Origin of the sequence: Vallitalea pronyensis (assembly GCF_018141445.1) — a bacterium.
Classification (GTDB): Bacteria; Bacillota; Clostridia; order Lachnospirales; family Vallitaleaceae; genus Vallitalea; species Vallitalea pronyensis.
Genome location: NZ_CP058649.1, coordinates 4007362 through 4025764 on the forward strand (window position 1 = coordinate 4007362; position 18403 = coordinate 4025764).

Sequence of the window (18403 nt, forward strand, 5' to 3'; positions counted from 1 at the left end):
CTTACGCTCATATACGTCCATTGACAACAACAAAAGTTAAAACTATTGTCCTTAAAAACAGGTTTGCTTATTCTTCTTCTAGAAAATCCAGGTCAAAATCCATTTCCTCGGCTATACAATCATATACTTCTGTTATCATTTCAGAGAACTTCGTTTCAGCCTCTAAAAATGCCTTTACTTCTGTTCCTTCAATTAACCCCTTGAATTCTTGGTTCAAGTTTAATAGATTTTCATAACTGTCGTAAGAACCTTCACCATGCTCCATTTGTATTTGAAAAGATTTCTTCCGATAATCGTTAACTTGTTTTAGTAACTGTGGATTAGACATGATGACTTTTTTATACTGATGGTAATCCTTATAGGCTTGCGTTTCTTTAAGTCTGTTAACGAACTGCTTTGCTTCTTTTATATAATCCACAACAATACTTCCTCTCGCGGTTATTGACAATTTATGGTTGAGTTTATACTTCCATAATGATTGGTAAAATCATTGGGCTTCTTTTCGTCTTAGCCCATAGATAATCTCTAAGCGCATCCCGAACAACACCTTTAATTTTTGACCAATCTGTAATACGTTTTTTGTGACACTGTTCTAAAGCATTTTTGACAACATTTCTAGCTTCTAACATCAAATCTTCTGATTCCCTAACATATACGAATCCTCTAGATATTATATCAGGTCCACACAATATTTGTCCAGTCTGTTTCTGTAATGTAACAACAACGATTAATAGACCATCTTGTGATAATTTCTGTCTGTCCCGTAGAACAATGTTTCCAACATCACCTACACCTAAACCGTCCACAAGGATCTGTTCAGCAGGTACTCTACCTGTTATCTGACCACCAGACTTATCAAGTTCTAATACATCGCCACTTGTTAAAATAAAAACATCATCTTCCTTCATACCCATCTTACACGCTAATTCAGCATGTTTCTTTAGATGACGGTATTCACCATGTACCGGTATAAAGTATTTAGGTTTTACAAGTGTATGCAATAGTTTTAACTCTTCTTGCATAGCATGACCAGAAACATGGGTATCTTCACATATAACTTCTGCCCCTTTTCTATACAAATCATCAATGACACGGGACACTGTTTTTTCATTACCTGGAATTGGTTTTGAACTAAAGATGATACGATCTCCTGCTTTTATTTCTATTTTTCTATGATTTGAGGATGCCATTCTGGACAATGCAGCCATTGCCTCCCCTTGACTTCCTGTTGTTATAATCACCAGTTGACCATCTTTGTATCGATTAATCTCTTCAACACCAATCATGGTATTTTCTGGCATTTTTAGGTAACCCAGTTCCATAGCTGTCTTTACAACATTGACCATACTCCTACCTTCAACAACTACTTTTCTATTGAAGTGCTGAGCTGCCCACACAATTTGCTGAACACGATCCACATTGGAAGCAAATGTAGCAACAATAATACGTTTTCCTTCTGAATCTAAGAAGATATCATCTAATGATTCTCCAACTGTACTTTCAGACATGGTATAACCTTTACGTTCTACGTTGGTACTGTCTGCCATAAAAAGTAAGACACCTTTGCGTCCTAGTTCTGCAAATCTCTGTAAATTAATGGGTTCTCCATGAATGGGTGTATAGTCCACTTTAAAGTCACCAGAGTGTATCACCACTCCAGCTGGTGTTGTTATGGCTAAAGCTACCGCATCGGCAATACTATGATTCGTGCGAATAAACTCCACTTTAAAGCTACCCAATGTTATTGTTTGTCCTGGCGTAATACATTTTCTTTTGACACTCTTTAGTAGATTATGCTCTCTTAATTTGTTTTCTACAAGTCCTAATGTTAATTTTGTCCCATATACAGGCACATTAACATCACGAAGAACATAGGGCAATGCTCCTATATGATCTTCATGTCCATGGGTTAGGACAATACCTTTCACTTTGTCTACATTATCCTTCAGATAGGTTACATCTGGAATGACTAAGTCTATTCCTAACATTTCATCTTCTGGAAATGCAATACCGCAGTCAACAACAATAATATTATCGTTATATTCAAAGGCAGTAATGTTCATACCTATTTGCTCAAGTCCGCCTAAAGGTATAATTTTCAGTTTTGATACTTTCTTTGTCAAATAGACACCTCCTAATTTTTCTCCCTATTTTTTTCTTTTTTTCTTTGTCTGCCGGACATTTCATTATTTACAGTCTTTACAGATACCATAGAACTTCACTTTGTGGTCAGTTACTGCAAAATTATATTTTGAAAGAAATCGCTCTTCTATAGACTCCATCAAATCATCTTCTACTTCAATTACTTTTCCACATACCTCACATATTAAATGGTGGTGATGGTGATGATCATCATTAAACTTACCAATTTCATAACGAATATAGCCATCGTCCAAATTTAATTTATCAATTAATTTTAACTCATGCAAGAGCTGAATTGTTCTATATACTGTAGCTAAACCAATTTCAGGACATCTTACACGAACGATCTCATGAATTTCTTCAGCAGTAAGATGTTGTCCTTCGTTTTCCTGTAATACATCCAGCACCATTCTTCTTTGGGTTGTTAATTTTAATCCTTTTTCTTTTAATAACTGTCTAAACTCTTCACTATTTACAGACACTTATATTCCCCCATATTCGTTTAATTGGTTATACATATTGACCTGCATCACGCTGCATCTATTGCTTGAAAAACCTTTTTGATTTTATACGTAACACACATTCAACTTGTTCAGGTTCGATATTTTATTGTCCTTATATGACAAGTCATAATCAGCTCATTTATGCAATACAATCTGAATCATTTTTTTACTTACATCTTTCGTACAATCGAAACACCCGATACTATTCCTTAACAAAATCTCTTGCCTATACCTCGTCAAATTACAAACAGTTATAACAATTATAAATGGGGAAGATGATTTTGTCAAATATACCGTGCATATGTCCTAACCAATAAGACCTACATATCTATCTCGAAATCGTCTAATGCATCCATTAATTTTTCACTGACAGGTAATAATTCTGCATCGTCATCAACGATTTCATAGATAATATCCTCATCATCTTGTTCAATTGCCTTAATCACATAAGCTGTCATATCATCGCATTCCAGCTCTGTTTCGTCTACAACTAACAGATAGGTTATATCCCCATGAGTTGCCGTACTGAGTATCGCGAAATCCACTTGTTCGCCTGTTTCTTCAATGGTGAAATTGATTGTCTCCATATGGTACACCTCCTAATAAGGTAAATTATGTTTATGATATAATCTTAATATAGCCTACTCACATTTTACAATCCAAATATCCTTGTAAAATATAGACCGCAGCCATTTTGTCAATTATTTTTTTTTGCTTCATTCGACTCAAATCAGCTTCTAACATGGAACGTTTTGCTCCCATGGTACTCAATCGTTCATCCCAAGTTTCAACTGGCAGGGATAATTCCCGGATTAACCGATCCTTAAAATATAAGGTACGGTCCACGCGCTCACCACAAGTATTGTTCATATTTTTTGGTAGCCCTAATACAATCTTTTCTATATTATACTCATTTATAATCTCAGTTAATCTTGTAATTGTAGATTTTAGATTATTTTCTTCTTTTCGATGGATTGTTTCAATGCCTTGAGCTGTCCAGCCCAATGGATCACTGACGGCTACTCCCACTGTTTTGCTCCCATAATCTAAACCTAAAACACGCATGCTATCACATCCAATACTGATTATACATTAAAATGATACCAACAATGACTTACCTTTATACTCATAACCCTATATAACCATCTCTTTTTCACATAAATCGTATAAGTTCTATATTTCTTTTTATAAAATTAATAATTATAAAAGCAGACAACAAGAGTGTGCTCCATGCACACTTTTACATCCTCATACCATATAAGTCTTAACTCTATAAGACTAGTTATTTATTCCTATCTATAACACACAAAAAACTGTAGACAGAATGCTCTCTACAGTCATCATGTACTACACTATTATACTTCTACTTGCAGTTATTGTCTATATAATTTTTAACTAATTCTTCCAACAACTCATCACGTTCTATTTTACTAATCTTACTTCTAGCATTTTTGTGGCTAGTGATATATGTAGGATCACCTGACAAAATGTAGCCTACTATCTGATGTATTGGATTATATCCTTTTTCTGTAAGAGCATTGTAAACACTTACCAACACTTCGTTAGCATCTTCTGGTTCCTTTTTATATTTCTTAAAAAATTGAGTACTATTAATATCCTTCACACATATCACATCCTAACTTCTACAATTGTATCGTAAATTTCTTTAGGTTGAAAGACCTATAACTACCTTTTACTATATATTAATATATATGCCAATAAAATACAATTAAAAAATGCTCTGTAACATGATTTTAATCTAATGCTAACCATAATACGAAAAATATTGCTCTATTTCTTTATATATAGATGATTATTGCTATATTTCGCCAATCAACATGTTCTCTTGAATAGCTATAATGCGTGTGGATAACAGCTTATTCTGAATATTGGTGGGGCTTGCTGTTTTCACTTTTATATAATTATCCGTAAATCCATAATAATAGAATGTATCATCTACCACTATTTTTTCTTCGTAAAGTACATGATAGTCCTTATTCATAAGCGTTTCTAAAAAACTGCGTGTAATCTTATCTTGACATGCTATAATGGTTTGACTCCTTTTTGCTTTGACAGCAGCATCGATTTGATCTGTTCTGTCAGCTGCTGGTGTTCCCTCTCGCATGGAGTATTTGAAGACATGAATATGACTAAACTGTATGTGTTTTATAAAATCAAGGGTTTCCTGAAATTCCCCTTCTGTTTCACCTGGAAAACCAACGATAATATCTGTTGTTATGGATGGATTAGCATACGTCTTTCTAATGAGCCCTACCTTCTCAGCATATTCACTGGTTGAGTATTTTCTATTCATACGCTTAAGAACCGCATCACATCCGCTTTGTAATGATAAATGAAAATGAGGGCATACCTTATTTAATTGTACCAAACCTGCCATAAAATCAGCCGTAATCAAATTAGGTTCCAGTGAGCCAAGGCGTATGCGTTGGATGCCTTCAATGGTATGAAGGCTATTTAATAGGCCTAATAGCGTGACATGGTCATCTTGATCTTTACCATAAGACCCAATATGAATACCTGTTAAAACCACCTCATGGTAACCATTCTGAGCAAGGGTCTTGACTTCCTTAATAATGTCACCAATTTCCCGGCTTCTTATTCGACCTCTCGTATAAGGAATAATACAATAAGAGCAGAATTGATTGCAGCCATCTTGTATCTTAATATAAGCTCTTGTTTTATCACTGACTTTGGTAATCCATATATCTTCATAGTCTGTTGTTTGACCAATATCTTCGATAACTTGTATGGGGTGACCATCTAAAAGATAGGATTCTACAAGCTCAACAACTTTATTCTTATGATTACTGCCAATGACAAGGTCAATATGATGATCAGCTTGCAACTTCTCACCTGCTACTTGCGCATAGCACCCTACTGCAACAATAACTGCCTCTTGATTTTTTTTCCTAGCTTTTGACAGCATCTGTCTTGATTTTTTGTCGGCAATATTGGTGACGGTGCATGTATTAACCACATAGATATCAGCTGCATCTGAAAAATTCCCAATGGCATAACCGGATTCTTCAAAAAGTTCTTCCATGGCTTCCGTTTCATATTGATTGACTTTACAGCCTAATGTATACGTAGATACGATTTTTTTACGCCCATATTTTTTATAAAACGCATCATGACTAAGTCTTAAATCAACTTTTTCTTCTTTTATATCTTTCATAAGGTTAATTCCTCCTATGTTCAGCACAACATATAATCTACCACACCCTAGCTAAGTAATCAACTCAATATTTTTTCTTCCTTAATGATATGCATTATTATGCTTTCAGTTAAAAGATTACATGATTTTAGTAAAACTGGATGGCTCATACTGGCTTATTTTATGCCTATAACGCCTATATTTTAAATTATTGCACTATTATTTGAATTATATTTATTTTTTAGACCTGGTACTAAGTAATAAATATGGTGATGATCTATTAGGTAAATATCATACATTTGATGATGAGCAATATAGCATAGATTAACTTCTGTGTATATACAATTTTAGTTTTATTTCATAAAGCTTGTACCATTTCTATCATTTGTGAATATAATATAGCAAAAACATAAAGGCGGTGAAATGAATGGAAACTAAAGTTAGTGCTAAAGCTACATTTGGAGAAGTTATAACAATTCAAATTAATCAAAACCCTGCTGATCCAAGAATAATTGTCGATGCAGGTGCACAAATACTCACGACTATACCACCATTATACAAACTAACATTAGACGTTAGCTTAAAAGACTAGTTTTAGGGTTGTCTTTTTGGACAACCTTAACTAAACCTACAATCTTTACATAGCTTAGTTTGGAGTTATATCAATTATAGATAAATTGCTTTCAAGAGATATTATTATCAAACGAGGTTAATTCGTATTTAGGTCAGCCTAGCGTATGAGCTGTTTTTTCATATTAATACCTCACAATAAAATAGATTTTTTTTGTTTATATTATCAGTGCTTTGACTAAAAGCACCTAATTTGGTTTACTTTTTTTGGTAATATTAGTTATTGACTTATATTACAATACAGGTTAGTATAATGTTGTATTAAAAAACATGAAGCAAGGGGGTCATTATATGAAAACAATCAAAGTATCCTTAAACTCAATCGACAAGGTTAAAAATTTCGTAAACTTTGTTAGCAAATTCGATTCAGATTTTGATTTAGTATCTGGTCGTTATGTGATTGATGCAAAGTCTATTATGGGAATCTTTAGTTTAGATCTTAGCAAACCAATCGAATTGACCGTTCATGACGATGCAGCTTACGCAGAAGTTGCTGACGCTTTGAAGGAATTTATTGTAGAATAATCCATTCCTTCAACATCAATAACCAATTAGAATACCTATTCCTTTTGTTAATGGCATATAATGGTTAAGTTGCCTTATCTATTATATGGAAAACGCATGACTTAGCGTCGTCCATTAGATTGTTAATACATAAGGAACGTTTCTTTAATTTTTAAAGCAAAACTTTGCTATAACATAAAAATCCACTTTAATAGTGGATTTTTTATTGTCTATTATCTTGCTATAGATTATATCTTATTCTTCTGTATGCTGATCTGGGCGTACTTTAATAAGCTCAATACCATTAATGGCTTCTTCCATCATCTCTTCAATTTTCTCAAGCCTCTTCTCGGACCTGATGATGGATTTTAGTGTGGGTTTTGTTACAGGATGTTTGGCAACAAAAATTGTACAACAATCCTCGTAGGGTAAAATAGACGTTTCATAGGTACCTATTCGCTCCGATATATCCACAATATCTTGCTTATCAAAACCAATTAATGGTCTAAATACAGGCATGTGACATACTGCATTGGTCGTTGTTAAGCTCTGAATGGTCTGTGATGCTACCTGTCCTATACTCTCACCAGTAACAAGGGCTAATGCACCTGTTTTCTCAGCCACTCGCTCAGCAATAATCATCATAATACGGCGCATGATAATGGTTAACTGCTCATGAGGGCACTGCTCATAGATGTACAGCTGAATATCCGTAAAAGGCACCACATTCAAATTGATGTTACCTGAATACCTGGATACAATTTTAGCTAAATCAACGACTTTTTGCTTCGCTCTTTCACTGGTGTATGGATGACTGTGATAGTAAATAGCATCAAGCTTAACCCCTCTTTTTGCAATAAGATAACCTGCAACAGGTGAATCAATACCACCGGATAACATGAGCATGGCCTTACCATTTGAACCAACTGGCATACCACCTGGACCTTTAATTATTTTTGAGTAGATATAGGCTCTGCCTCTAATTTCAACCCATACTTTTATGGATGGTTTTCTCACATCCACCGTTAAATCGGGAAGATGATCAAGGAGGTATGCGCCCACTTCACAAGCAATTTCCATGGAATTAAGCGGGTATCTCTTATCAGCTCTTCTGGATTCTACTTTAAACGTAAAATTAAAATCATGGTAGACCTCTTTCATATGGGAAAGAGTTGCTTCCTTAACACGTTCAAAATCCATGTCTTCCAAAACAACAACAGGACATATACCTATGATACCAAATATCCTTGATAAGCGATCCAACACCTCTTCTTCATCATAATCTTCAAATGGCTCTATAAAGATTCTCCCTTGTTCCTTACTAACACGAAAGTCGCCACAAGGTTTAAGTGTACGCCTTATATGATCCGATAAAATATTTTCAAATATATAACGATTTTTACCTTTTAACGCAATCTCACCATACTTAACTAAAAAGGCCTTCTTTGTATTACCCATCGTTCCATTCCTTCCATTTTATACCTTGATTACTGTGATTATTAATGTCTTACAAACTTTCTTAACATAGGTATCATCACCTTAAGTTCTTTAACGCAAATATCCAATTCATCTTTTGTATTCATGACGCTTAATCCAAATCTTACGGTGGATAGTGCTTCCTCATTGGTTAAGCCAATGGCTTGCAAAGGTCCTGTCTTTGAAGGTTTGTTGGATGAACATGCAGAACCTGTTGATACATAGATATTTTTTTCTTCCAGGCTATGCAAGAGTACCTCTCCTCGTACACCTTTTATACGTACACTAAGAATATGGGGGGCTCCTTCTAGAACAGGCATACCATTAATCTGAATGCCTTCTATTTCTTCTAATAGTAGCTTAGCTAAATAACTTTTAAGTTCATATAAATACGTTCTATGGGCTTCTAGCTGATCATACATCATACTAGCAGCACACCCAATTGCTGCAATACCAGGCACATTCTCTGTGCCATTACGCATCCCTTTTTGTTGATTACCACCATAGGAAATAGGATTAATCTTAATACGGTCATTAATATAGAGTGCACCAATACCTTTTGGTCCATGAAACTTGTGACCACTTATACTAAGTAGATCAATCTGCCATTTTTTGGGATATATAACCATCTTGCCAAAAGCCTGAATGGCATCAACATGAAAGATGGTCTCTTGGTTTTTATTCTTAATAAGAGCACCTATCTTATCCACAGGTATAATCGTACCCAATTCGTTATTGACATACATCATGGATACCAATATAGTATCCTCACGTATGGTATCTTGTAACACCTTTAAGTTAACTTGTCCGTACTGATCTACTGGCAATATGGTTAACGCATATTCATGATCCCCCAAATATAACATGGTATTCTTAACAGAGGAATGTTCCAACGATGTGGTAATGATATGTTTACCTGACCGTTTATATGCATCTGCAATGCCTAAAATGGCTAAGTTGTTGGCTTCAGTTCCTCCAGAAGTAAAGTAGACTTCTTTATCATTTACCTTCAAAATCTTGGCTATTATTTCTTTGGATTTAATAATATGATTCTCAGCATCTATACCCTTTTGATGCAAAGAAGATGGATTACCATAATCCTCTTTTAAAACGTTACACATGATTTCTACTACTTCATCGAAAGTTTTGGTCGTAGCACCATTATCTAAATATACTTCCATATGCGGGCATCCTTTCTCCCTTTTCTCAAACAATTGTATCTTTAAAACTATTCTTTTTGGACACTCAACCCATTTAAAAGGCTGTCTCTCATGTTCACAACGAGACAGCCCCCCTTTTATTTTTTCATTACATTTTCAATGGCTTGTACAACTCTTGATTTCTGAAATGGCTTAACAATAAAATCTTTTGCACCATTTTTAATAGCTTCTATGACCATCGGTTGTTGTCCCATAGCCGAACACATAATAACTTTTGAACCTGGGCTGGCCTTTAATATCTCTGGAAGAGCCGTAACCCCATCCATCTCAGGCATTGTAATATCCAGTGTTATGACGTCTGGTTGAAGTTCTTTCGCTTTCACTATGGCTTCTTTTCCATTATTCGCCTCACCACAAATATCAAAATTCTCGTCTGCCAGCATTTTTTTTAGAACCGTTCGCATAAAAATTGCATCATCAACAATTAAAACTCGAAATGCCATACTATTCCTCCTCAAGTTGAAACATTAGTAAAGACAATATTGCTAGCCCAGCTGTTTCCGTTCTAAGTATCCTCTTACCTAATGTTATAATATTAGCACCTTGTTGCTTAGCCTTATCTACTTCATCAAGACTAAATCCTCCCTCTGGACCTATAAATACGCCTATCCTCTTCATGTCTAAGCTATTTAATAAGGTTTTTGTTTTGTTAATATTATCTGCATTTTCATAAGGAACAATAGTTGTGTCCATTCTCTGTGCATAGACTAATGCTTCATCATAATTCATTACATCATTAACCATTGGAATAATACCTCGTCCAGACTGTTTTGCAGCGGATTCGGATATTTTATTCCATCTTGCTAATTTCTTAGCAGCGTTTTGCTTGTTTATCTTCACGACACTTCTTGATGTCATTACAGGTATAATTTCGTGTACACCCAACTCCACTGCCTTTTGAATAATCAGTGCCATTTTTTCTTGCTTGGGTAAACCTTGAAAAAGATAAATCTTACTTTTTAGTTCTGCATCTGATAACTCTTTAGACTTAATATCTACCAGAATACGATCACTTTCAATATCATTAATTATACAATAATAGTTAGACCCATGTCCATCACAAATTATAATTTCATCGTTTTTATGCATACGCAGTACATTTTTTATATGATTAACGTCATTTCCAACAATTCTAATGCAGCTCTCTTCAATTTGGCTGGGATTAACAAAAAAACGATGCATGTGCTCTTTCCTTTCATCTATCCTTCTCTTTATACCAGTTGCTTAATTAAAATAATGGATTATATGCATTGAAAACATGTTACTCATGGTGTTTATTGGCCCATATTATGATGAGGTTTTGCGACAATGGCTGACCATTCACCCATACGCTCTACTTCCAAGATGGTAAAACCGTTGGTTTCAAGTGCTTCAATCACTTCATCTATTTTGTCTAGAATAATGCCAGAAGCGATAAATAAACCACCTGGCAATAGATGATTACCCACTGATTGTGATAAAAAGATAATCACGTCAGCCATAATGTTAGCTACAATGATATGGGCTTTTATATCTGACATCTCCAGTAAGTTACCATGCAAAACCTTCACTGTTGCGTCCACATGATTTTGGATGATATTATCCTTTGCTGCTTTTACTGCATTTTTATCTAAATCAATACATACAACGTTTTGTGCCCCTAATTTAGCTGCTGTAATACCCAGTATGCCACTACCACATCCCACATCCAGCAGGACATCATCTGGCTTTATATTGTTATGAATTAAGGCAATACACATGGATGTTGTTTCATGCGTCCCAGATCCAAAAGCCATACCTGGATCAATCTCCACCACAATGTCTTCATCGGTTATGGTTTCGCACACTTCCCATGTAGGTTTAATGACAACATGATCCGCGATACGAAAAGGTTTGTAGTGTTGTTTCCAATTATCGTACCACTCTTCATCATCTACAGTCTCTGTTTCAATATTACCTGAGCCTACTTGCACAAATTGTCTGAGATCGTGTAATTTCTTAGCTAATATTTGAAGAATCTCTTGAACATCCTCTTCTTCGGATACGTAGAAGCGAACATATGCTTCTTGATCTTCTTGGAGAATCCCCTCTTCCACATAATCCGTAAACATCTCTTCCATATCCATCGTTGATAATGTGCCATCCATCACTTCAAAGCCCTGTATACCTTGTTCTGTTAGCATATAGGTAACGGCTTCTATGGCTTCACGATGGATATCTATTTTACATGCTGTCCATTTCAATGGTTACACTTCCTTTTTTATCTAACCTATTCAAAAGCATCCTTCACTTTATCATACCACTTTTTTTTCTTTCCTTCTTTAAGATGTGCATGGTCACTGAATGTATCTGCAAAATCCTTTAATAATTGTCTTTGTTTATCATTCAGTTTCTTTGGTACATCCACAACAACTGTCACATATTGGTCCCCACGTGATTTATTATGGCGAAGACTTGGTACACCCTTACCTTTTAGTCGGAAACGTGTATGTGTTTGGGTACCTTCTTTAATTTCATAAGATACCTTGCCATCAAGGGTAGGTACTTCTAATTCTGCCCCAAGTACAGCTTGAGCATACGTAATGGGTAACGTATAGAATATATCCATACCGTCTCTCTCAAAAAACTCATGGGCTTTTACATATACTGTTACCAGTAGATCACCACGTGGACCACCGTTGGTACCTGGTTCACCTTTTCCTGTTACACGAATGCTCTGCCCATTGTCGATCCCAGCAGGGACTTTTATTGAAATGGTTTTACGTTTCTTTACAAAGCCTGTTCCACGACATGCATGACATTTTTCTTTTATCACTTTACCCGTTCCATTACATGTATGACATGTCTTTACACTTGTAATGTTACCAAACATGGTCTGTTGATTATATCTGACTTGACCCGATCCATTACAGTGAGAACATGTTTCTGGATGGGTTCCTTTTTTAGCGCCTGTGCCCGAACAATCTTCACATGATTCAGATGTCGTTAATTCTATCTCTTTTTCCACACCAAATACTGCTTCTTCAAATTCTAGTGTAACAGATGTCTTCAGGCTGGCTCCTCTTGTTGGTGCATTAGGGTTCCGCCTTCGACTGCCCCCACCGCCAAAAAAGTCACCAAATATATCACCAAATATATCGCCAACATCTGAAAAATCAAAGCCACCAAAACCAGCACCTCCACCGCCGTTTTGAAATGCAGCATGACCAAATTGATCGTACTGCCCCCGCTTAGCTGAATCACTGAGTACCTCATATGCTTCTGTTGCTTCTTTGAATTTATGCTCAACAGAATCATCACCAGGGTTCATGTCTGGGTGATACATCTTTGCTAACTTACGGTATGCTTTCTTAATATCAGCGTCTGTAGCATTACGGTCTAGTCCTAAGACCTCATAATAATCTCTCTTTTCTGCCAAAACTTCCACCTACCTCATTTTAATATAATTAAACACAACAAAACTCGACTTCTCAACATCCTGTATTGACCGCCAATTCTTCATCCAATACATATGTATGTGGGGTTATTTTTGAGAACTCGACTCTTCATGTTAACTCTCATCTTAAGAAAAGCCAAAGACCAATGTCTTTGGCTTATTACAATTTTATATTTTACACTTCTTTGAAGTCTGCGTCAACCACATCATCATCATTATTTGATTGTTGTTCGGGTTCAGGTGTTGGTCCACCTTCTCCACCTGGTGCAGCACCAGCAGCACCTGCTTGTTGATATAACTTAGCTGACAACTCTTGGAATACTGTCATAAGGGCTTCTTTTGCCACTTTAATTTCTTCTACATTGTCATCTGTCATGTTTTCAATTGTGGATTTTCCAAGAATTTCTTTTAACTTGGCAACTTCTGCTTCTACTTTTTCTTTTTCAGCTGCATCCACTTTATCGCCTAATTCATTGATTGTTTTTTCTGTTTGGAATACAAGTGAATCGGCTTCATTACGTACACCTATGGCTTCTTTACGTTTTTTATCTTCTGCTTCAAAACTTTCAGCTTCATTAACAGCTTTGTCGATTTCAGCATCTGTTAAATTTGTACTTGCTGTGATGGTAATGTGTTGTGTCTTACCTGTTCCAAGGTCTTTTGCTGATACGTTAACAATACCATTGGCATCAATATCAAATGTTACTTCAATTTGAGGAACACCTCTTGGTGCTGGTGGAATACCGTCTAATTGGAACCTTCCAAGGGTTTTGTTATCTTTTGCAAACTCTCTCTCCCCTTGAACAATGTGTACGTCAACGGCAGGCTGATTATCAGCAGCTGTTGAGAATACTTGGCTCTTCTTAGTTGGGATTGTCGTATTTCTTTCAATAAGCTTCGTAGCTACCCCACCTAAAGTTTCAATACCAAGTGATAGTGGTGTAACGTCCAATAATAGGATGTCACCAGCACCTGCTTCACCTGATAATTTACCGCCTTGAATGGAAGCACCAATAGCAACACATTCATCTGGGTTAATACCTTTGAATGGCTCTTTACCTGTTAATTTTGATACGGCTTCTTGTACAGATAGCGTACGCGTAGAACCACCAACTAATAATATTTTATCAAGTTCACTTGCTGATAAACCTGAATCTTTTAATGCTGTATTCACTGGACCCATTGTACTTTGTACAAGGTCATTGGTTAATTCATCAAACTTTGCTCTTGTTAACGTAATATCAAGATGCTTAGGTCCTTCTTGTGTAGCTGTGATAAATGGAAGATTAATGTTCGTTGTTGTCGCTGTTGATAATTCTTTTTTAGCTTTTTCAGCAGCTTCTTTTAATCGTTGAACAGCCATTTTATCGTTAGTTAAATCAATTCCTTCAACATTCTTGAATTCTTTAATTAAATGGTTCATGACACGCTCATCGAAATCATCACCACCAAGCTTGTTATTACCGCTTGTTGCTAATACTTCAATAACGCCATCGCCAATTTCAATAATGGAAACATCAAATGTTCCACCACCAAGGTCATATACCATGATTTTTTGCTCATGTTCATTATCAAGACCATATGCAAGTGCTGCTGCTGTTGGCTCATTGATAATACGCTTTACTTCAAGACCTGCAATCTTACCTGCATCTTTTGTTGCCTGTCTTTGGCTATCTGTAAAGTAAGCAGGTACAGTAATAACTGCTTCTGTTACTTTTTCTCCAAGGTAACTTTCTGCATCTGCTTTTAATTTTTGCAATGTCATAGCAGAAATTTCTTGAGGTGAATATTTTTTATTATCAATATTAACCCTAAAATCAGTACCCATATGTCTTTTGATGGAAGCTACTGTATTATCTGGATTCGTAATTGCTTGACGCTTAGCAGGCTCCCCTACAAGTCTCTCACCATTTTTAGTAAATGCAACAACGGATGGTGTTGTTCGAACACCTTCTGCATTAGCGATTACGACTGGTTTACCACCTTCCATAACGGCAACACATGAATTTGTTGTACCTAAGTCAATTCCAATAATTTTACCCATTATTATTTCCTCCTTTATATTCTCTAATGTACCACTGACATTATTTTTTTAATTGTGTCTTGGCAACTTCTTCATTTCATGTATGTCATGTTGTATGAAATTACCATTTATGATAAGATGCACAACTGTAATTGCACATACTTCATTTTAGTGATCCTCTTAGTATGCTTCTATTATACTAATTAACAACTTTAACCATACTATGTCTAAGTACGGCATCTTTGTACATATACCCTTTTTGGAACTCTTCTGCAACGGTGTTTTCACCGAAGTTCTCATCTTCAGCATGGGTGACAGCATGATGTAAATTCGGATCAAATGCTTGACCTGTTGCTTCAATAGGCTCTACCCCTAATTCATTAAGGGCTCCTAAAAGTTGCTTAAAAATCATTTCTACACCTTGGGTAAAAGGTAAGTCTTTCTCTTCTTCCGATACACTACTCAGTGCTCTCTCAAAATTATCAACAATAGGTAATAATTTTTCCACTGTTTCTTTTGCACCATTTTCATACATTTGGGATTTTTCTTTAATGGTTCGCTTTCTGAAATTATCAAATTCAGCCATTGTACGCTGCAGTCTATCCATATACTCTTTTACAAGCTTATTTGGACTATCCTTTTGCATGTCTTCCGAAGATTCTTCACAAGATTCTTCTTCTACTACAACTACTTCCTCTTCCAACACTTGTTCTTCAGCTTGCAACTCTTCCTTTTGTAGCTCTTCACTTATTTTATCCTTGTTTGCCACTATATAGCCACCTTTCCCTAGAATACTTTATTTCAGTTTGTTTATTATTTTATCCATCTTTGTCATTAAGCTTGACAGGGTAGATATGGCATTTTCATAATCCATTCTTTTGGGACCAATGATACCGATAAATCCAATATCTTCGCCTCCAAGTTTATAAGTTGTTGTAACCAGACTACAGTCTTTCATTTCATCAAGCTTATTTTCACAACCAATGGTTACTTTAATGTTTACCTTTTGGTCCTCTAGCCCTTGACGGATAATTTGCTTTAACACTTGTTTTTCTTCTAATTGATGCATCAAGTTCGTTGCTTTGTCAATATCATTAAATTCAGGAAACCGCAAAATATTGGTTGCACCAGACGTATATACATCTGTATCATCAACCGATTGAATGGTATCAAATATGGCATCTAACACCTTATTAATCACATCTGCATTTTCACCTGCAAAATCTTTTAATTGTTGAATAAGCGGCAAATTAATTTGCTCTAATGTTAAGCCATAGAGATGCTCATTAAGTACAAATGTTAAGCGATTCAGTATCGTTTGGTGAATAGGTTCCGTTAGATGGATCATGTAATTCTTAATGATATTTCCATCTGTAACAATAACTGCTAATAATTGTCTCTCTTGAATAGCGATGAGCTGTATATTCTTGATCTTTGCTCTCTTAATCTGAGGCGAAGAGACAATGGTTGCATAACTGGTTTCACTTGCTAACATCTTGGCGATGTTTTTAAGTAAAGATTCGATACGGTCTACCCGTTGTAATAATTGTTCAATATAGAAACCATGTTCAACCTGGTTCTGATGTAAATGCATTAACTCATCCACATACAAACGATAACCTTTATCTGATGGAATACGACCTGCTGACGTATGAGGCTGAAGAATGAAACCCAATTCTTCAAGGTCTGACATCTCATTACGAATCGTTGCTGGACTCACACCCAAGTCATAATTCTTAGAAATTGTTCTGGAACCAACCGGTTCTGCTGTTTCTAAGTAATCCAATATGATGGCCTGCAAAATCTTAAGCTTTCTATCATTCAATTCCAATACGTCCACCACCTTATAATCAGCTTTGTTAATATCTCCATCCTTTTTTATTCTTTGCCAGTTATTTCTTTTTGTTAGCACTCACCTCGATTGAGTGCTAATGGCTTGAAATAAAAATATCATTTACAACCACATTTGTCAAGTATTTTTATGCAATTTAATTGTTTTTTTACATTTTATTCAAATATAAAATGAGAAAGCACATGATTACTCACATCAACACCTTGCCTTGTAAGCCTCCACCTATCCCCATCTTCTTCCATTAAACCTTGACCCGCTAGCGTTGCAATGATAGGACCATAATAAACATCTATCGTCTCACCAAAACGCAACACAAAATCACGTTTACTGATACCCTCTAATAAACGCAAACCTAAAAACATAAACTCTTCAACAGTCATTTTCTTATCTATAAACTGCTTATCTTCCTGTATAGCTTCTATATCCCCATCCATTGCCAAATAGCTCTCCATATGACGTGTATTTTGATAGCGATAGCCCTCAAAATACGAAGAAGCTCCAAGTCCCATACCAATATAAGGTTTCCCTATCCAATAGACGTTATTATGGTAACAAGCCTTACCTTCTTTCGCATAATTGGAAATCTCATAATGCACATACCCATATGCTTCAAGAATGTCATGAATCCGCCAATACATCTGCCGCTCTACCTCCTCATCATGAGTCGATAATGCTCCCTTTTCATATAACTTATAAAAAACAGTATCTTCTTCTATAATCAAACCATAACAAGATACATGCTCCGGTTGCAGCTCCACAACCTTCTTAATATCCTGTTCCACTTCTTCCAAACTCTGATTAGGCAAACCAAACATCAGATCCACATTCACATTGTCAATCCCTGCCTGTCTAATCAATCCATAACTCTCCAAAAACTCTTCCCACGTATGAATCCTTCCAAGCTTCTTAAGCAAATGATTCTCACAAGACTGCAACCCAAGGCTAACCCGATTCACTCCAGCCTCCTTCAACACCAAAACCTTCTCCCATGTTAAAGTACCCGGATTCGCCTCAATGCTAATCTCCGCATCATCCGCTAAACAAAAATACTTATGGATAGCAGCCAAGATTCGCTTTAAATCTTTGCTCACCAAAATAGACGGTGTCCCACCCCCTATAAACACACTCTTAACCTCATAATCCTTCGTACAAGCCCCATAAGCCTCTATCTCACCAACTAAAGCATCCACATACCTGCCCCTATCCCCTTCATGCCTCTCAAAAGACAAAAAATCACAATAATGACACTTGCTCTTGCAAAAAGGTATATGCACATACAAACTTAATGCCTTCATTCCACCAACACCTACTCGTAGTTAATCTATCAAGTTCGTTCTTATTTCTTAACGAAAATCTCACATTTATATTATTTCAATATCTTTACCTTTTAAGTATTTACATTATAGTCATCCACTTCTCCCAAAACCTACGTCTACCCCTCAAGGCTTCCATCAATACAACAT

At 35.9% G+C, this 18403-nt stretch carries 20 protein-coding genes; 3 read left to right on the top strand and 17 right to left on the bottom strand.

From position 1 onward, the window contains the following. Nucleotides 1–67 precede the first annotated feature (67 nt). From HZI73_RS16885 to mtaB, 7 genes are all read right to left on the bottom strand, one after another. Entirely contained in the window at nt 68–418 is a 351-nt protein-coding gene (locus tag HZI73_RS16885) for a YlbF family regulator (protein ID WP_212694550.1), read from the bottom strand. A 43-nt stretch (nt 419–461) separates the two neighbouring features. After that, the gene (locus tag HZI73_RS16890) at nt 462–2123 is read right to left on the bottom strand and encodes a ribonuclease J (protein WP_281418804.1); all 1662 of its coding nucleotides are present in this window, start codon (nt 2121–2123) and stop codon (nt 462–464) included. 63 nt (nt 2124–2186) lie between these two features. After that, nucleotides 2187–2624 (bottom strand): Fur family transcriptional regulator, encoded by a 438-nt coding sequence (locus HZI73_RS16895; protein WP_212694551.1) that lies wholly within the window; start codon nt 2622–2624, stop codon nt 2187–2189. 341 nt (nt 2625–2965) lie between these two features. Continuing rightward, nucleotides 2966–3232, bottom strand: coding sequence for a DUF1292 domain-containing protein (locus HZI73_RS16900; protein WP_212694552.1), 267 nt, complete (start codon nt 3230–3232; stop codon nt 2966–2968). 58 nt (nt 3233–3290) lie between these two features. After that, nucleotides 3291–3710, bottom strand: a complete 420-nt coding sequence (ruvX, locus tag HZI73_RS16905) for a Holliday junction resolvase RuvX (RefSeq protein WP_212694553.1) — start codon at nt 3708–3710, stop codon at nt 3291–3293. Between the two features lie 298 nt (nt 3711–4008). Then, nucleotides 4009–4269: an IreB family regulatory phosphoprotein gene (locus HZI73_RS16910; RefSeq protein ID WP_212694554.1), complete on the bottom strand. Its 261-nt coding sequence runs from the start codon at nt 4267–4269 to the stop codon at nt 4009–4011. Between the two features lie 195 nt (nt 4270–4464). Further along, a complete protein-coding gene (gene mtaB / locus HZI73_RS16915; protein WP_212694555.1) occupies nt 4465–5841 on the bottom strand; it encodes a tRNA (N(6)-L-threonylcarbamoyladenosine(37)-C(2))-methylthiotransferase MtaB in 1377 nt (458 codons plus the stop codon). An 84-nt stretch (nt 5842–5925) separates the two neighbouring features. On the opposite strand from mtaB, the gene HZI73_RS26890 reads away from it, so the two are divergent. The 3 genes from HZI73_RS26890 (at nt 5926) to HZI73_RS16930 (ending at nt 6975) form a co-directional block, all read left to right on the top strand. Further along, nucleotides 5926–6027 carry a DUF805 domain-containing protein gene (locus HZI73_RS26890; protein WP_212694556.1) on the top strand — a complete coding sequence of 34 codons (102 nt, stop codon included), beginning with the start codon at nt 5926–5928 and terminating at the stop codon, nt 6025–6027. Between the two features lie 220 nt (nt 6028–6247). After that, entirely contained in the window at nt 6248–6412 is a 165-nt protein-coding gene (locus tag HZI73_RS16925) for a hypothetical protein (RefSeq protein WP_212694557.1), read from the top strand. Between the two features lie 329 nt (nt 6413–6741). Then, nucleotides 6742–6975 (top strand): HPr family phosphocarrier protein, encoded by a 234-nt coding sequence (locus HZI73_RS16930; protein ID WP_212694558.1) that lies wholly within the window; start codon nt 6742–6744, stop codon nt 6973–6975. A gap of 234 nt (nt 6976–7209) precedes the next feature. Here the strand turns inward: HZI73_RS16930 and thiI are convergent, their stop codons facing one another. The 10 genes from thiI to hemW all read right to left on the bottom strand — a co-directional run bounded on the left by thiI (nt 7210) and on the right by hemW (nt 18235). Next, complete coding sequence (gene thiI, locus HZI73_RS16935; protein WP_212694559.1) at nt 7210–8412, bottom strand: tRNA uracil 4-sulfurtransferase ThiI; 1203 nt, start codon at nt 8410–8412, stop codon at nt 7210–7212. Nucleotides 8413–8453: 41 nt separating this feature from the next. Next, the gene (locus HZI73_RS16940; RefSeq protein WP_212694560.1) at nt 8454–9611 is read right to left on the bottom strand and encodes a cysteine desulfurase family protein; all 1158 of its coding nucleotides are present in this window, start codon (nt 9609–9611) and stop codon (nt 8454–8456) included. A 116-nt stretch (nt 9612–9727) separates the two neighbouring features. After that, nucleotides 9728–10093, bottom strand: a complete 366-nt coding sequence (locus HZI73_RS16945; protein ID WP_212694561.1) for a response regulator — start codon at nt 10091–10093, stop codon at nt 9728–9730. A 1-nt stretch (nt 10094) separates the two neighbouring features. Next, nucleotides 10095–10832, bottom strand: coding sequence for a 16S rRNA (uracil(1498)-N(3))-methyltransferase (locus HZI73_RS16950; protein ID WP_212694562.1), 738 nt, complete (start codon nt 10830–10832; stop codon nt 10095–10097). 92 nt (nt 10833–10924) lie between these two features. Further along, nucleotides 10925–11872, bottom strand: coding sequence for a 50S ribosomal protein L11 methyltransferase (gene prmA / locus HZI73_RS16955; RefSeq protein ID WP_212694563.1), 948 nt, complete (start codon nt 11870–11872; stop codon nt 10925–10927). A 26-nt stretch (nt 11873–11898) separates the two neighbouring features. Beyond that, the gene (gene dnaJ / locus HZI73_RS16960) at nt 11899–13047 is read right to left on the bottom strand and encodes a molecular chaperone DnaJ (RefSeq protein ID WP_212694564.1); all 1149 of its coding nucleotides are present in this window, start codon (nt 13045–13047) and stop codon (nt 11899–11901) included. A gap of 193 nt (nt 13048–13240) precedes the next feature. Continuing rightward, nucleotides 13241–15109 (bottom strand): molecular chaperone DnaK, encoded by a 1869-nt coding sequence (gene dnaK, locus HZI73_RS16965; RefSeq protein ID WP_212694565.1) that lies wholly within the window; start codon nt 15107–15109, stop codon nt 13241–13243. A 178-nt stretch (nt 15110–15287) separates the two neighbouring features. Beyond that, a complete protein-coding gene (grpE, locus tag HZI73_RS16970) occupies nt 15288–15857 on the bottom strand; it encodes a nucleotide exchange factor GrpE (protein WP_246552193.1) in 570 nt (189 codons plus the stop codon). Nucleotides 15858–15884: 27 nt separating this feature from the next. After that, nucleotides 15885–17000, bottom strand: coding sequence for a heat-inducible transcriptional repressor HrcA (gene hrcA, locus HZI73_RS16975; protein ID WP_330619563.1), 1116 nt, complete (start codon nt 16998–17000; stop codon nt 15885–15887). A 95-nt stretch (nt 17001–17095) separates the two neighbouring features. Then, a complete protein-coding gene (gene hemW / locus HZI73_RS16980; RefSeq protein WP_212694566.1) occupies nt 17096–18235 on the bottom strand; it encodes a radical SAM family heme chaperone HemW in 1140 nt (379 codons plus the stop codon). Nucleotides 18236–18403 lie beyond the last annotated feature (168 nt).

Bases quoted from the DNA above. Each gene is read 5' to 3' on its own strand.
- HZI73_RS16900 (WP_212694552.1), bottom strand. From the start codon at position 3,232: ATGGAGACAATCAATTTCACCATTGAAGAAACAGGCGAACAAGTGGAT.
- ruvX (WP_212694553.1), bottom strand. From the start codon at position 3,710: ATGCGTGTTTTAGGTTTAGATTATGGGAGCAAAACAGTGGGAGTAGCC.
- mtaB (WP_212694555.1), bottom strand. From the start codon at position 5,841: ATGAAAGATATAAAAGAAGAAAAAGTTGATTTAAGACTTAGTCATGAT.
- HZI73_RS26890 (WP_212694556.1), top strand. From the start codon at position 5,926: ATGATATGCATTATTATGCTTTCAGTTAAAAGATTACATGATTTTAGT.
- HZI73_RS16925 (WP_212694557.1), top strand. From the start codon at position 6,248: ATGGAAACTAAAGTTAGTGCTAAAGCTACATTTGGAGAAGTTATAACA.
- HZI73_RS16930 (WP_212694558.1), top strand. From the start codon at position 6,742: ATGAAAACAATCAAAGTATCCTTAAACTCAATCGACAAGGTTAAAAAT.
- thiI (WP_212694559.1), bottom strand. From the start codon at position 8,412: ATGGGTAATACAAAGAAGGCCTTTTTAGTTAAGTATGGTGAGATTGCG.
- HZI73_RS16940 (WP_212694560.1), bottom strand. From the start codon at position 9,611: ATGGAAGTATATTTAGATAATGGTGCTACGACCAAAACTTTCGATGAA.
- HZI73_RS16945 (WP_212694561.1), bottom strand. From the start codon at position 10,093: ATGGCATTTCGAGTTTTAATTGTTGATGATGCAATTTTTATGCGAACG.
- HZI73_RS16950 (WP_212694562.1), bottom strand. From the start codon at position 10,832: ATGCATCGTTTTTTTGTTAATCCCAGCCAAATTGAAGAGAGCTGCATT.
- dnaK (WP_212694565.1), bottom strand. From the start codon at position 15,109: ATGGGTAAAATTATTGGAATTGACTTAGGTACAACAAATTCATGTGTT.
- hemW (WP_212694566.1), bottom strand. From the start codon at position 18,235: ATGAAGGCATTAAGTTTGTATGTGCATATACCTTTTTGCAAGAGCAAG.